This window comes from Candidatus Latescibacterota bacterium (genome assembly GCA_019038625.1).
GTDB lineage: Bacteria > Krumholzibacteriota > Krumholzibacteriia > Krumholzibacteriales > Krumholzibacteriaceae > JAGLYV01.
This window is the reverse complement of record JAHOYU010000057.1, coordinates 16,840-28,985: the sequence shown is the minus strand read 5'-3', so window position 1 is coordinate 28,985 and position 12,146 is coordinate 16,840. Positions and strand designations below refer to the sequence as shown.

At 47.8% G+C, this 12,146-nt stretch carries 13 protein-coding genes and 16 tRNA genes; all 29 read right to left on the bottom strand.

The genetic code is table 11. From position 1 onward, the window contains the following. Nucleotides 1–122: 122 nt before the first annotated feature. The 29 genes from KOO63_04045 to KOO63_03905 all read right to left on the bottom strand — a co-directional run bounded on the left by KOO63_04045 (nt 123) and on the right by KOO63_03905 (nt 11,866). Nucleotides 123–932, bottom strand: coding sequence for a WavE lipopolysaccharide synthesis family protein (locus KOO63_04045; protein MBU8920996.1), 810 nt, complete (start codon nt 930–932; stop codon nt 123–125). Continuing rightward, nucleotides 920–1,723: a hypothetical protein gene (locus tag KOO63_04040; GenBank protein MBU8920995.1), complete on the bottom strand. Its 804-nt coding sequence runs from the start codon at nt 1,721–1,723 to the stop codon at nt 920–922. Before KOO63_04040 ends, KOO63_04045 begins: the two co-directional genes overlap by 13 nt. A 128-nt stretch (nt 1,724–1,851) precedes the next feature. After that, on the bottom strand, nt 1,852–3,069 hold the full coding sequence (locus KOO63_04035) for a class I SAM-dependent methyltransferase (GenBank protein ID MBU8920994.1): 1,218 nt from the start codon (nt 3,067–3,069) through the stop codon (nt 1,852–1,854). A gap of 46 nt (nt 3,070–3,115) precedes the next feature. Next, the gene (locus KOO63_04030; GenBank protein MBU8920993.1) at nt 3,116–4,093 is read right to left on the bottom strand and encodes a GDP-mannose 4,6-dehydratase; all 978 of its coding nucleotides are present in this window, start codon (nt 4,091–4,093) and stop codon (nt 3,116–3,118) included. Further along, nucleotides 4,090–4,971, bottom strand: a complete 882-nt coding sequence (locus tag KOO63_04025; protein MBU8920992.1) for a hypothetical protein — start codon at nt 4,969–4,971, stop codon at nt 4,090–4,092. Before KOO63_04025 ends, KOO63_04030 begins: the two co-directional genes overlap by 4 nt. Further along, nucleotides 4,964–5,434 carry an FdtA/QdtA family cupin domain-containing protein gene (locus tag KOO63_04020; GenBank protein MBU8920991.1) on the bottom strand — a complete coding sequence of 157 codons (471 nt, stop codon included), beginning with the start codon at nt 5,432–5,434 and terminating at the stop codon, nt 4,964–4,966. The genes KOO63_04025 and KOO63_04020 overlap by 8 nt, the downstream gene beginning before the upstream one ends. After that, a complete protein-coding gene (rfbD, locus tag KOO63_04015) occupies nt 5,421–6,296 on the bottom strand; it encodes a dTDP-4-dehydrorhamnose reductase (GenBank protein MBU8920990.1) in 876 nt (291 codons plus the stop codon). Before rfbD ends, KOO63_04020 begins: the two co-directional genes overlap by 14 nt. Continuing rightward, complete coding sequence (gene rfbB, locus KOO63_04010; GenBank protein MBU8920989.1) at nt 6,293–7,324, bottom strand: dTDP-glucose 4,6-dehydratase; 1,032 nt, start codon at nt 7,322–7,324, stop codon at nt 6,293–6,295. Before rfbB ends, rfbD begins: the two co-directional genes overlap by 4 nt. After that, on the bottom strand, nt 7,321–8,388 hold the full coding sequence (locus KOO63_04005; protein ID MBU8920988.1) for a glucose-1-phosphate thymidylyltransferase: 1,068 nt from the start codon (nt 8,386–8,388) through the stop codon (nt 7,321–7,323). Before KOO63_04005 ends, rfbB begins: the two co-directional genes overlap by 4 nt. 31 nt (nt 8,389–8,419) lie before the next feature. After that, nucleotides 8,420–8,492: transfer RNA gene (locus tag KOO63_04000), tRNA-Arg, on the bottom strand. 3 nt (nt 8,493–8,495) lie between these two features. Next, a tRNA-Arg gene (locus KOO63_03995) sits at nt 8,496–8,568 on the bottom strand. 126 nt (nt 8,569–8,694) lie between these two features. Next, nucleotides 8,695–8,767, bottom strand: a tRNA-Asp gene (locus tag KOO63_03990). Between the two features lie 100 nt (nt 8,768–8,867). Next, nucleotides 8,868–8,940, bottom strand: a tRNA-Glu gene (locus KOO63_03985). A 104-nt stretch (nt 8,941–9,044) separates the two neighbouring features. After that, nucleotides 9,045–9,401, bottom strand: a complete 357-nt coding sequence (locus KOO63_03980) for a hypothetical protein (protein ID MBU8920987.1) — start codon at nt 9,399–9,401, stop codon at nt 9,045–9,047. A 79-nt stretch (nt 9,402–9,480) separates the two neighbouring features. Beyond that, a tRNA-Tyr gene (locus KOO63_03975) sits at nt 9,481–9,569 on the bottom strand. A 5-nt stretch (nt 9,570–9,574) separates the two neighbouring features. Further along, nucleotides 9,575–9,647 (bottom strand) — tRNA-Gly (locus KOO63_03970). 22 nt (nt 9,648–9,669) lie between these two features. Next, nucleotides 9,670–9,741, bottom strand: a tRNA-Arg gene (locus KOO63_03965). 410 nt (nt 9,742–10,151) lie between these two features. Continuing rightward, a tRNA-Gly gene (locus KOO63_03960) sits at nt 10,152–10,223 on the bottom strand. Next, a complete protein-coding gene (locus KOO63_03955) occupies nt 10,208–10,501 on the bottom strand; it encodes a hypothetical protein (GenBank protein MBU8920986.1) in 294 nt (97 codons plus the stop codon). Before KOO63_03955 ends, KOO63_03960 begins: the two co-directional genes overlap by 16 nt. Before the next feature lie 18 nt (nt 10,502–10,519). After that, nucleotides 10,520–10,590, bottom strand: a tRNA-His gene (locus KOO63_03950). A gap of 95 nt (nt 10,591–10,685) precedes the next feature. Beyond that, nucleotides 10,686–10,757 (bottom strand) — tRNA-Met (locus tag KOO63_03945). 3 nt (nt 10,758–10,760) lie between these two features. Beyond that, nucleotides 10,761–10,835, bottom strand: a tRNA-Met gene (locus KOO63_03940). A gap of 3 nt (nt 10,836–10,838) precedes the next feature. Further along, nucleotides 10,839–11,258: a hypothetical protein gene (locus KOO63_03935; protein ID MBU8920985.1), complete on the bottom strand. Its 420-nt coding sequence runs from the start codon at nt 11,256–11,258 to the stop codon at nt 10,839–10,841. A 1-nt stretch (nt 11,259) separates the two neighbouring features. Further along, a tRNA-Lys gene (locus tag KOO63_03930) sits at nt 11,260–11,331 on the bottom strand. A gap of 3 nt (nt 11,332–11,334) precedes the next feature. Then, nucleotides 11,335–11,409, bottom strand: a tRNA-Lys gene (locus KOO63_03925). A gap of 8 nt (nt 11,410–11,417) precedes the next feature. Next, complete coding sequence (locus tag KOO63_03920; protein MBU8920984.1) at nt 11,418–11,561, bottom strand: hypothetical protein; 144 nt, start codon at nt 11,559–11,561, stop codon at nt 11,418–11,420. 37 nt (nt 11,562–11,598) lie between these two features. Then, nucleotides 11,599–11,671: transfer RNA gene (locus tag KOO63_03915), tRNA-Gln, on the bottom strand. 3 nt (nt 11,672–11,674) lie between these two features. Continuing rightward, nucleotides 11,675–11,748: transfer RNA gene (locus tag KOO63_03910), tRNA-Cys, on the bottom strand. A gap of 45 nt (nt 11,749–11,793) precedes the next feature. After that, nucleotides 11,794–11,866 (bottom strand) — tRNA-Asn (locus KOO63_03905). Nucleotides 11,867–12,146 lie beyond the last annotated feature (280 nt).

Here is a 12,146-nt window from a genome sequence, read left to right as displayed (position 1 = left end):
TACTCCACAATCACAGAGACAGGACCAAACAACACATTTACGAGTCTTGTACGGCGACCGCATATCAGTAGGTGCAATAGCCACTAGCTTACCGAAACGTTGATTCGTTAGGTCTTTACGTTTCATGCGTGGTATTCCGAGAACGGCGCGCCCCATTCGTAGGGATACGTGCGGTGATGTTTGCCCCACCACACATCAAGCGGTGGAAAGACTTTGAAAATCTTGTCTCGAAACTCCTTGTCGGCAGCCAGTGCTTCTTCTCTACACACTGCCTCATCCACTATGTATTCTTGAAAGTTGTCTACCATGTGCTGTATATGTTCGTCGAACCGCGCATAGTAATGCATGCCGATATATGCATTCGGGCGCAGATCTTGGTGTGCCCAATCACTATAGGTACCGACGTTGTCCGCTGGGTTTTCTATGTTGACTGGCAACACTGGATCTAACGGCAAACCGAACAGCGCATCCATATCCTCACGGAAACCCATGAACAGGTGGTCCTGAGGATGAAATACAAACTTGGTATATAGCCCGATAGCAAAGATAGCGCCTTTAGGTCCCGTTCCATCTAGAAATTTCTCTTCAATCTTGTAGTTGGCCATGAAGTAACGCTTCATCGTCTCCCAGCTGTGCCCACGGATATGCTGATCGGTACGAGTCTTCACTACCAGAGTATCAAAGTCTGAACACTGCTCTAATCCTTTTTGAGTAGAAAAGATCTGTCTGTTGCGATTGTTCTGTCCTGGATTTGCCAGGTCGTCTGAGTAGATCACCTTTAAGCGATCGGTCTCCTGCAACTCAGGCTGCCCCTTCCAGGTCGAGATGATAACTCGCTTAACATCCGGCACCTCTAAGTACGACTGAGCGTACTTGTATGTGTCCCCTGCTATGGGTCCCTGTAGTATGACATCTAATGTCAATCCTGCCATAAAGCATCTATTACCCTTTCATAGTCCTTACACAATTGTTCTGGGGACCACTGGGCGTACAGTGGAGCTAATGGTGCTGTACCTCGATCCAGAATGTCTCGGAGAGAATTAGTTTCTATCAATACTTCAGGGACTTGTGACCACACATGCTGGAACATCAAGGAACTGGTGATGACTAATGGCCGTGGCACGGACAGTGCAAAATCCAGTACACTAGCAATACCTCGATCCATATTATCGTACAAGAATGCATTCAAGTCGTTTCCTGCCAAAAAACTCAACAGCTCCTCAGTCGATAGCCAGTAGTGATTCACCTCTAACATGACATCTGGTTTAGTCAAAGCCTCAGCAGCGCGTGTTGCCCAGGCCTTAGCCTGTACTCCTGAAGCATCCCCGAAATGAGCAAAGGGGATATGCATTCGAATCCGTGCTACGTCAAACTCTTCGCAGACCTTAGTGACTAGACGGTCAAAGCCCTTTCCGGCCATGCCAAAACCGAACGTACCGATCACTGGGATGTCATTCTTTGGAACATCCTGGTTGAACGGGTGGAGAATGCGGCCGACGCTGAATTGAGTGGCCGTCTCTGGTTCAATAGGGTTTTGGCTAATAGCTGCATCCATCCACGTAGGTAGTGGTTGGTGTGGTTCATGATGAATCGCGACGTGCTTCGGTGAAACACTGCTGCGGATACTAAAGTACTCACGAACCCAACCTAACGTACTAACGTGATAGTTGTATATAACAACTGCCGGCTCTAGCTCGTCGATCGCTGCTCCTAGTTGATCCATGTTAGTACATTCACGATACTCAAAGCAGAATTCCTCTGAGTCTACTAGGGCTGTATGGTAAGTGTTATAACCATACTGGTACACACCACACTTCTTATCTGTATGATTGACAAACAACACAGTCCACATTAGAGTAGTTTCCTCTCTATTTCAGAACCGTTCCACCAAAAAACACAAGGTACCGGCAACGGTACCACGAGCTTGCCACCGCGGAGCAAGTAAGCCTCGTGCACACCGATAAGCATATCTATAAAATGCCAAGGCAATACGAAGAAGTAGTCTGGATTCTGGGCCAGGGCTTCCTCCTCCGAGATGATTGGGATGTTTGTACCAACTGTACGCTTGCCAAACTTGTCAGCATTCACCTCAGCTGCGAAAGGTAGATCGTCTACTGATAGATCGAAACACTGCAATAGTGTGTTGCCTTTGGTGGAGGCGCCCATGACGAACACAGATTTGTTGAGTTCTTTTTGCTCAGCCATAAACGCCTGTACGCGCCTCTTGGTGTCATCGACTCTACGCGCAAACGCAGTATACTGATTTTCACTCGGCATCCTATCCAAGGACCTCATATAATAGTCGTCTTCTTTTAGCAAATACTCCAAGACTGCTGGCTGCAAATCACGTTCTCCCCTGTGACCTACATACAGGCGTAGGCTGCTACCGTTTACACTGTTTACGGCTACGTCGAACACCTCCAGGTCGTGCTCTTCGAGTAGCGTCATAATCACGTCCAGTGAGTAGTACTCCAGATGTTCATGGCATATGTTATCGAACGCCGTAACCGTAAGCATCGACAACAAGTCTGTCAACTGGATTACCCAAATTCCGTTCTGCGCTAGAGCTCTTCGTATCAGTTCCACAAACGTGTGTGGGTCCTCTAGGTCGTAGAACATAGCAATCGTAGTTACCACCTTTGCTTGTGGGAGTACCACATCAGTGTCACCAAAGTATGTGTCGTAGAACCTATCACAATGTTCCCGTGCCTCGTCAGCCAGGTTCAACGCCGGATCAAACCCTATCCTGTACAACTTGTCAGCTAGTGTGTATTGTGACAACATGGTACCGTCATTACATCCAATATCTATAACCACATCACCAGGTACCAGTGTCACGCGCTGTTCAATGCTGTCAACTATGTCTTGTAAGGCAGCAACCATGCTCTTGTTGAGACTGGACTTGTACCAGTACTGCCTATACAGTCTGTCTAGATCAGGAGTATCCTGTAGCTGTACCAGGTCACAGCTGTCGCACACCGCCAACGTAAGAGGTGCCTTGACGATTGTATCCCCTTCATCCACAAAATCATTTAGGTACACATCACCTAAGGATAAAATTGTGGTCAACGGATGCCCACATAGCCGACACGTTACTCTAGGTTTAGAAATTGCGTTAGGCATGGTACCTCTCATCACATAAAGTTAGATCATTCTCCACCATCTTACGGACCAGCGCGTCGAACTTGGTTGTAGGCTCCCAGCCTAGGTTAGCTTTTGCTTTCTGTGCGTTGCCGCGCAAATAGTTCACTTCAACAGGGCGCATGAAACGTTCGTCTTGCATGACATATTGTTTCCAATCCTCAACACCCAACACAGCGAACGCAGCCCGGACAAAGTCTGCCACAGAGTGTGACTCTCCTGTAGCTAATATATAATCGTCGGGACTTTCTTGCTGAAGCATACGCCAGATGCCTTCAACATATTCTGGAGCATACCCCCAGTCACGTCTAGGCAATACATTGCCCAGCATAATATGACTCTTACGCCCCGTAAAAATGTTTGCCACTCCGTGTGTGATCTTACGGGTGACGAACTGAATGCCGCGGCGCTCTGATTCATGATTAAAGCAAATGGACGCACAGGCAAACAAACCATACGCTTGTCGGTAATTTTCAACCATGTGATGAGCGAATACTTTTGAAATCCCGTAAGGACTCTGGGGCGCAAATACTGTAGACTCATCAGCGATATCGACCTCCTGCTTACCAAACATCTCCGATGTCGAGGCTTGAACAAATCGTGCACCTGGTGCTATCTCATTGATAACCTCTAACAGACGCAGTGCACCAAGACCTGTAACGTTACTCGTAAATTCTGCCATTCGCCAACTATCCCCAACAAAGGACTGAGCAGCGAAGTTGTATATCTCATCCGGCTCTGCTTGCTCCACTACCTTTATCAAAGAGGCAGTATCGGCCAGGTCACCTTTCAGCAATGTTATCTGGTTCAGGATGTGACTAATGTTGGTGTAATCACTTCCAGAACTCCGGTGGCGTTCCATACCATAGACTTCATAGCCCTTCTCCAGGAGAAGGTCAGCCATATGGCTGCCGTCCATTCCAGTGATTCCGGTGATTAATGCTCGTCTCATGGTCTTCGTCCTTTTGTTTCTACTCGATAGTCGGGCAATACGTTGAAGGGTACAAAATGTTTTTCATCTCGCCACTCATCCAAGAACCTATGTTCCGCTATCAAGTAAAGAGTTCTATCATAATTACCGTCTGCTGGATGCTCGATTCCGCGCTCATCTAACCAACGTTTTGCTAGGGTATAGTAATTTTCCATCCCTACTTGTGTTCCTTTAGCGCCGGAGGTATGATCGCAGTTTACGTCTAGTACAGCACAATGATAGCCGTAGTAATTGGCTGCAGCTGGTAAAATTCTATCCTCAAAATGAATCGGCGGCGGGTCAGGAAAGAACGTGCGTAGCAAATCAAATTCTGCTACTTTGTAGATCATAACACAATGATCAAAACACGCAGCCGGTATAATACCTTCAGTCTTAGACCCATGCACACTGAATGGTGATCCATTACCTGTACGATACTGGTTTCCTACAAAACCTAAATAAAGCCCATGTGACCGTCCTCCGTTGGACCCTACTCCTCTGGAGCCGACGAAGCTAGCTAGAATCAACTTTTCATCTCGTGTAAACGCGTCACTTACCACCCTATCCCAATCCTTATCTAAGATGAAAAAATCGGCATGGCAACACACCAGCACATCTACTTTATTCTCCGCTAGGTAATCCTTCATCTTATACCAAACACCAGTTACCCCATCATTTACAGGCAACCTAAGCGTCGGGTAGTCAGGATGATCTTCTGGCGGTTCGATGCTACCGTTATCCGTTAGAAACACAAAAGCGTCTTCGGATGTGTTGTTCACTAGATACTCCATTGCCTCACTAGCAGCATCTCCACAATCCATGTTGACAACGGTGACGCCTATGCGTAACGGTCTACTCATGACTTGATCCAAAACTGAAAGGAGAGTCTTCGTCGTCCTCGTGTCGAATTTCATCGACATCCTCGTTACGACCGTAACCTGCATACAAGGACGTCGGAGCATTCGCAATCATCACGGAGTCGGGGCCACGGTTCCGGTAAGCATGGACCACTCCAGGTGGGACTATTACTTGAGTACCTGGCGCTGTGTCAAGCAATATTCTATGCATCCCGTACGTTTCACTGTCAGGCCTGTTGTCCCATAGCAATACGTCAGCAGGACCGAGGAATACAAAAATATCTGTCTGACTTACATGCTCGTGAGGCCCGCGTGAACGATTGGGCAGCGTAACCGACAGATAAGCCATAGGTGGGTACAGCTCAGGCAATTCGTCTGTCCTGAAAATCTCCATCAGGCTACCTCTATCATCTGCAGTCACCGGAAGCTGATTCACATACACTCCACTAATATCAGTTAGGCTCATCTGATAATCCTCCTTCTAATAGGCAAGTTTCTACGTACTCCAGTACACGTTCCCGTCCACTCTTAATCACATACAGCGGCTCCGGCATTCTGAACACCGAAGACAAAGGCGACCAAGCAGGTCTAACGGCTCGAGTAGGAAAATCTTCTGTAAGACACGCCTGTAAGTATTCTCCTTTTCCAGCGGCATTGAACACTGAATGTGCTACGTCGTATTTCGAGCATACTCCTGAATTTGCAAAATGCAACAACCCAGTTCTGTGTGGCTGTGCCAGCATACTAGCAGTAAAGATTGCGAGATCCTGCACATCTGTAACCTTGCCGATCTGATCAGTCACTACTTGAGTATGCTGCTCTTGTAATGCGCGACGTACCATTGTCCCAATGAAATTCTGTCCAGCGAACCCAAACAATCCTTGAGTACGAATGATAAGATGGTTTGGGTTGGAGTCCTGTAACTCCTGTTCTCCTAACAGCTTAGAGGAACCATAGGCATTCACTGGGTCCGGTACAGACTGCTCATTCCAGGGGGCAGCCATTCTCTTGCCATCGAACACAAAATCTGTACTGTAGTGGATCACCCGTATTCCTCGGTCCTCTGTAATACGTCCAAGAGTCCGTAATGCCCAGCCGTTGATTTCGAATGCTTGCGGCATCTCATCCTCACACCCATCCACATCTGTATACGCAGTAGCGTTAATCACAACGTCGCAATCTTTTACCAGGAGTGATACTGCGTGTTCTTCTCTAATATCTAAGAGCTCCCTAGGATAGGCTTTCAATTCTATGCCCTCACTCCCATACAGCTCAGCAACCAGCTGAGTTCCCAACATACCGCCCGCTCCTAGAATGATTACTTTCATAGAGCAGCCTGCTTGAGCAGTGGGCGCCACCACATGGGGTTGTTAACATACCACATGTATGTCTCTTCTAGACCGGCCATGATAGCGGTACGAGGTCTCCAGCCGGTGTCCTGTCGGATCTTAGTGTTGTCGATCGCATATCGAAAATCATGCCCCTTACGATCCTCGACGAACTCGATTAAGCTGTCAGGTTTGTCGGCTAACTGCAACAACGCACGAACTATCTCTAGATTTGTACTTTCTTGTTCGGCACCTATGTTGTACACCTCACCTACACGTCCTCGTTCCATCACTCTCATAAGCGCTTCAGTATGATCAGCCACGTGGATCCAGTCACGGACATTCATACCATCTCCGTACACAGGAATTTGCTCATCTGCGTGTATCTTAGCGATAATCAGAGGAATCAATTTCTCCGGCATCTGGTACGGACCGTAGTTATTAGAACATCTTGTAATCAGTGTTGGCAGTCCATGTGTCTCGTGGAAAGCCGAGACCAGCATATCAGCTCCTACCTTACTAGCCGAGTATGGACTGTTAGGGTGTAACAGCGTTGTTTCCGTAAACGGCGGATCAAACGAATCCAATGAACCATACACTTCATCAGTAGAGATCTGCAGGAATCTGGGGTCCTCCGCATCTACTCCTTTGTCTAGGTGTTCTAGGAAGCAGCCCAACAGTACTGACGTTCCTACTACGTTTGTCTGTACGAACGGTGCAGCGCCTAAAATTGAGCGATCAACGTGAGACTCGGCCGCAAAGTTCACCACAGACGAAACGTTATGTGTCTGCATGAGGTTCGCCACTAGACCGGCATCACAGATGTCCCCCTTACAGAACACAAAGTGTCCCTTGCCCAGCACCTTGGCCTGCTCTTCGAATGTAGACTCGTGCCCTGCATAGGTTAGCGAATCCAACAGCACCACCTTCGCATCAAAATCACCCTCTGCCACGTTACGCTGTATAACACGCCACAAGAAGTTCGAACCTATGAATCCCGCCGCTCCTGTAACTAGCCATGTTCTCATAACAATTCCACCTCCGAATCCTCTCCTAACGACGCCCGCACTTTGACCGCCGTACCTGAACCGATCAGCGACACACCTTTAGCGAACAAACTAGCATCCAAATCACGCACGTCTCGTAAGGTGTTGTCTCCCATAAGTACTGTATTTTGGATGTGAACATTTCGCAGGTAACACCGCTCACCTACACTGGTGTAAGGTCTAATAACACAACCATCTATCACGGCCCCTTCTCCTACCACACATGGGCCGTACAGAACAGAATTTACTACGCGAGCTGTTTTGGCCACCGCCACTCGTCCATGAGCTACAGAAGAGATCCACGTTCCTTGAAGATCCAACTTCGCTCTGTCATCCAGGACAATCAAGTTAGCCGTTAACAGGTCCTCTTTTTTGCCTGTATCCAGCCACCATCCATGCAAGGTACTACTTTCAACAACAGCTCCCTCCGTGATCAGTTGCTGAATAGCGTCCGTAATTTCCAGTTCACCTCTCGCCGAAGGTTTTAGTTCGTCAATAATGTCATGAATGTAGGATTTGAACAAGTACACACCAACCAAGGCCAGATTGGATTGCGGTTTCTTTGGTTTTTCTTCCAACAGTACAACCTTACCATCAGGACCAAGCAATGCCACGCCGAAAGACTCTGGATTATCGACCTCTTTAAGCAGGATAGCAGCTTGTGCTTTGTTGTGTGGATCTTGAAAGGCCTCTACCATATGGCTGATACCACTCTGCAACAGGTTGTCCCCTAAGTACATAACAAAAGAAGACTCCCCAAGGAACTTTTGGGAAATCTTCACAGCATGAGCCAACCCGCCTGGATGTTCTTGTACTATCCAAGTGAACTTAGCATCAAAATTAACAGCCTCTACGGCCGTACGAATTGTCAACTCCTTCTCAGGAGACACGACAATTCCTATATCTGTAATACCTGCATCGACTATGTTTTCTATCACATAAAACAAAATAGGCTTATTCGCTACTGGGACTAATTGCTTTGCACCAGTATGCGTAATAGGTCTAAGACGTGTTCCTTCGCCGCCGCTCAGCACTAGAGCTTTCATACTACCCCCTGTATTAAGGTACAGTACCTGACGTCCTCGGTAGGATTCGAACCTACGCTCTTCGGCTCCGCAGGCCGACGTCTTATCCGCTGGACCACGAGGACATACACCCTTGGCAGGAGTCGAACCCGCGCCGCCTGGTTCCGAAGACCAGCGCTCTGTCCACTGAGCTACAAGGGCATGTTGTCTGCGGTCGGTGCGATCCGACACTCTTGCATCCGATCCGGAGAGAGGAGTCGCATTTCTAGTTATCAAAACCACGAGATCCGGATAGCATCGTCACTTTAATAACTGCACAGACAACTACGGGGCTGAAGGGATTCGAACCCTCACTTTCCGCCTTGACAGGACGGCACTCTACCAGTTAAGCTACAACCCCAAACACGCTGATTAAGTAGGCTCAGCGGGGGCCTTTAAGACAAATTGTGACTCTTATAATATAACACATTGTCGCCCGTTTGTCAAGGGGTGACTTTTGATAGCCCCAAGGGGAATCGAACCCCTGTTTTCAGGTTGAGAACCTGATGTCCTCGGCCACTAGACGATGGGGCCACGGGCCCCGATATTTGAATTTAACGTACCCGTCGGGGACGTATCAGCGGGCACAGCAGACCAGTCCTTGTCGAGTAAGGCGAACCTACACTCACTGGCCCAAATTACACAACCACAACAGGCAGTACGGGACGACCGTCTGCGTCGTACACGTAGTTAGGATCCGCAAGAATCTTCTGACCTAAAGCGATCGACAAAGGTCCAATCTCTGCCTGTGTCAGTTCAACATTCATCTCTTCGAGTGTGACCAACACAATCTGCAGAGCGGCATATTCTGGGCCGTCTGTAGCGAGAGTTGAAGGATCGCTGGTACCAAGCATAACCAGGTCATTGCCGACATCATGTACATTAAGCACTGCGCCCGCAAAGAAGCCGTTCATCATGTTCTGTAAAACACGAGGATACAACCAGTTAGCTAGATACTGAGGAATACGACTAATTAATGCAGCTAAGAAAGCCATAGTTAACCACCTTGTTGGTTTGAATTTCAACAACACTTTACCTGACCATAGGCCGGCTCGTACAAAGAATTTTGTCATATGGTGGATCAGGGAATCGAACCCCAAACGCCCATTACAGGACCAGTTTTACAGACTGGTGCGGCCAAACCAATATCCGACCTATCCACCTTAAGAGCGACTAGCGGGATTCGAACCCGCGACCTTCGACTTGGCAAGCCGGTGCTCTACCAACTGAGCTATAGCCGCAAACACAACATCCTTGCACGTACATCCCCACTAGGAATTGAACCCAGATCCGCGATTTAGAAGACCGCTGCCTTATCCGTTAGGCTATGGGGACTTAATTACTACTTGGTGTTGAAAAAAATACAGTAACAGACGGCTTGCTAACATTGCCTGCTGCATCGGCCGCTCGAACAAAATACGAATACTCCGTATCTGGTGATAACAAACTATCTATCGTAGACAACGCAAAAACAGTACGTAGCATGTACCCATCACGATATACATAGAACCGTGTTACTCCGACGTTATCAATGGCAGTAGAGTCTCTATATCCCCACGCTAGATACAAGGAAGTCGCAGATTCCGGCCTCAACAACATGTCACTAGGTGGATTAGGTGCAATTGAATCAGTAGAAGCTGCTCTAGCTGGTCCTGGTACAGGACATGACTGCTGAGCTGATGTTACAAACACCAAAGCTGCTAGCAAAAACAATATCTTTAATCTGCGCATCTACGCCTCCGGAATGCAACTGGTGGGAGTCGAACCCACAGCTTCTGATTGGAAGTCAGACATGTTGCCGTTAACACCACAATTGCGTAAGAAGCAAGAACAATCCACCGATAACAACCGGACCTAGAAAATCACCTAGATGATCTATCTTGTTGCCCCAGCCCTTTTCAAAAATTTCGTTACCTTCTTTGAAAGCGTAACCACCAACGCCGAAGATGTATCCAAACTCAGGTGCCTGGAAAATAGAAGCCACCAGTACACACAGAGCTGTAATAAGTCCGTGACCTATCCAAGTAGACTGCATATGCCATTTAGCTGGTATCGTTCCGAACCAAATCTCTTCTAACTTGTGCCACCAATCCACAGGTTTCTCCTTTGTTAGGGTGACTGACCAGAGTCGAACTGGCGTCCTTCGGACCACAACCGAATGCTCTGCCATTGAGCTACAATCACCACGCGAGGCCGTTCTAGGCCAACTGAACTATACAGCACCTTAACGGTTGCGCACGCTGTATTCGGATTTGAACCGAAGTCTGCCTCTCTTACAATAACAGAGAGTGGATTTGAACCACCATCTTTCGGCTTATGAAACCGATGCTCTGCCGTTAAGCTACTCTGTCATATGGCGGAGGCAGGATTTGAACCTGCGACCTCGAGGTTATGAACCTCGCGAGCTGACCAGACTGCTCTACCCCGCTACGTTACAAACTGTCTCGTATGTAATCCGTATGCATATGAAAACCAGTCTTTACTCCGTTTCTCGGTGGTACAAACCTTATATGCATGCTGGCCTTATGACTACATAGTTCTTCAGATTTTACCCACAAAACTACGTCTAAATCGTAGACATACACTCCAAACCAATCTACATCTTCTGCATTATAAACAAAACGATAACTAGGGCCTCGTTTCCTTCTCTCTAAGTTTACAATGCCGTCTCTAGTTCTAGCTGCTTTGACCTGAATTTTATAAAGCCTTCCTTCTCGCTCGGCAATTAGATCAATTCTAGATAAATCCCCCAACTCTGTAAACACGGCATAACCACGTTCGAGTAGCCACTTAGTTACAGCCGCTTCGCCGACATTGCCTTTTGCTTTAGAGTGCAACTTTTCTATATTCATATGGGTCTTCTGGGAGTCGAACCCAGCCATTCTGTTTAAAAGACAGATATGCTGCCACTAACATTAAAGACCCTCATGGGTTGCGTGGGCCACGATCCCACAACCTTCCGCTTAAGAGGCGGGTGCTCTGCCAAAATTGAGCTAGCAACCCAATACTACTTAGTTCGGCCGATCTTTTCCGCCGCCAGCTACACCACCGCCACCGCTCGGGCCTGCACCACTAGACTTTTTGAATCCAATTTCCTTCCAAACTACAAACGCTATCATTACTGCCACAACTGCTCCAAAAATAAACCAACCCATAACTCCTCCTTGTTAGAACATCTGGCTGCTACCTGAACTGCCCCACTAGGATTCGAACCTAGACTATCCTGCTCCAAAGACAGGCGTGTTACCATTTACACCACAGGGCACTAAGCGACTGGTAGGATTCGAACCTACGAATTAGTGTTTTGCAGACACCACCCTTGGGCCTCTCGGGCACAGCCGCGTATCTACAATATAACACCTAAACTGCCATTTGTCAACTCTGAAGCTCCGAGAGAGGGATTCGAACCCTCGACCAAGTACTTAACAGGCACCTGCTCTGACCGCTGAGCTACCTCGGATCAAGTTTTCCACAAATGACTAAATAACTCACGTACTCTTCTAACTTTATCAGCATATACGTGGTGTTTTCGGCACAACCAAGTGACTTTTAGTGGTTGTTTATAGTCCCAATGATGTGCTTCGGTATTCGTTTCACCACAGAACACGCAGTCCTGTTGAATTAGTTCTTTTCTGTACAGTGCTTTTGCTACTTGTTTTCGTGCTTCTTCGCGCTCCGGGTACTTGGCAACACTTCGCCTCTTGTATATTATTGCCTTGCCTGATACGCCGCCCCGCCAG

Excerpts from the sequence above, each read along its gene's own strand:
- KOO63_03920 (MBU8920984.1), bottom strand. The coding sequence starts at position 11,561 with ATGGGTTGGTTTATTTTTGGAGCAGTTGTGGCAGTAATGATAGCGTTT.
- KOO63_03980 (MBU8920987.1), bottom strand. The coding sequence starts at position 9,401 with ATGGCTTTCTTAGCTGCATTAATTAGTCGTATTCCTCAGTATCTAGCT.
- rfbB (MBU8920989.1), bottom strand. The coding sequence starts at position 7,324 with ATGAGAACATGGCTAGTTACAGGAGCGGCGGGATTCATAGGTTCGAAC.
- KOO63_03935 (MBU8920985.1), bottom strand. The coding sequence starts at position 11,258 with ATGAATATAGAAAAGTTGCACTCTAAAGCAAAAGGCAATGTCGGCGAA.
- KOO63_04005 (MBU8920988.1), bottom strand. The coding sequence starts at position 8,388 with ATGAAAGCTCTAGTGCTGAGCGGCGGCGAAGGAACACGTCTTAGACCT.
- KOO63_04040 (MBU8920995.1), bottom strand. The coding sequence starts at position 1,723 with ATGGATCAACTAGGAGCAGCGATCGACGAGCTAGAGCCGGCAGTTGTT.
- rfbD (MBU8920990.1), bottom strand. The coding sequence starts at position 6,296 with ATGAAAGTAATCATTCTAGGAGCGGGCGGTATGTTGGGAACTCAGCTG.
- KOO63_04045 (MBU8920996.1), bottom strand. The coding sequence starts at position 932 with ATGGCAGGATTGACATTAGATGTCATACTACAGGGACCCATAGCAGGG.
- KOO63_04025 (MBU8920992.1), bottom strand. The coding sequence starts at position 4,971 with ATGAGTAGACCGTTACGCATAGGCGTCACCGTTGTCAACATGGATTGT.
- KOO63_04030 (MBU8920993.1), bottom strand. The coding sequence starts at position 4,093 with ATGAGACGAGCATTAATCACCGGAATCACTGGAATGGACGGCAGCCAT.
- KOO63_04020 (MBU8920991.1), bottom strand. The coding sequence starts at position 5,434 with ATGAGCCTAACTGATATTAGTGGAGTGTATGTGAATCAGCTTCCGGTG.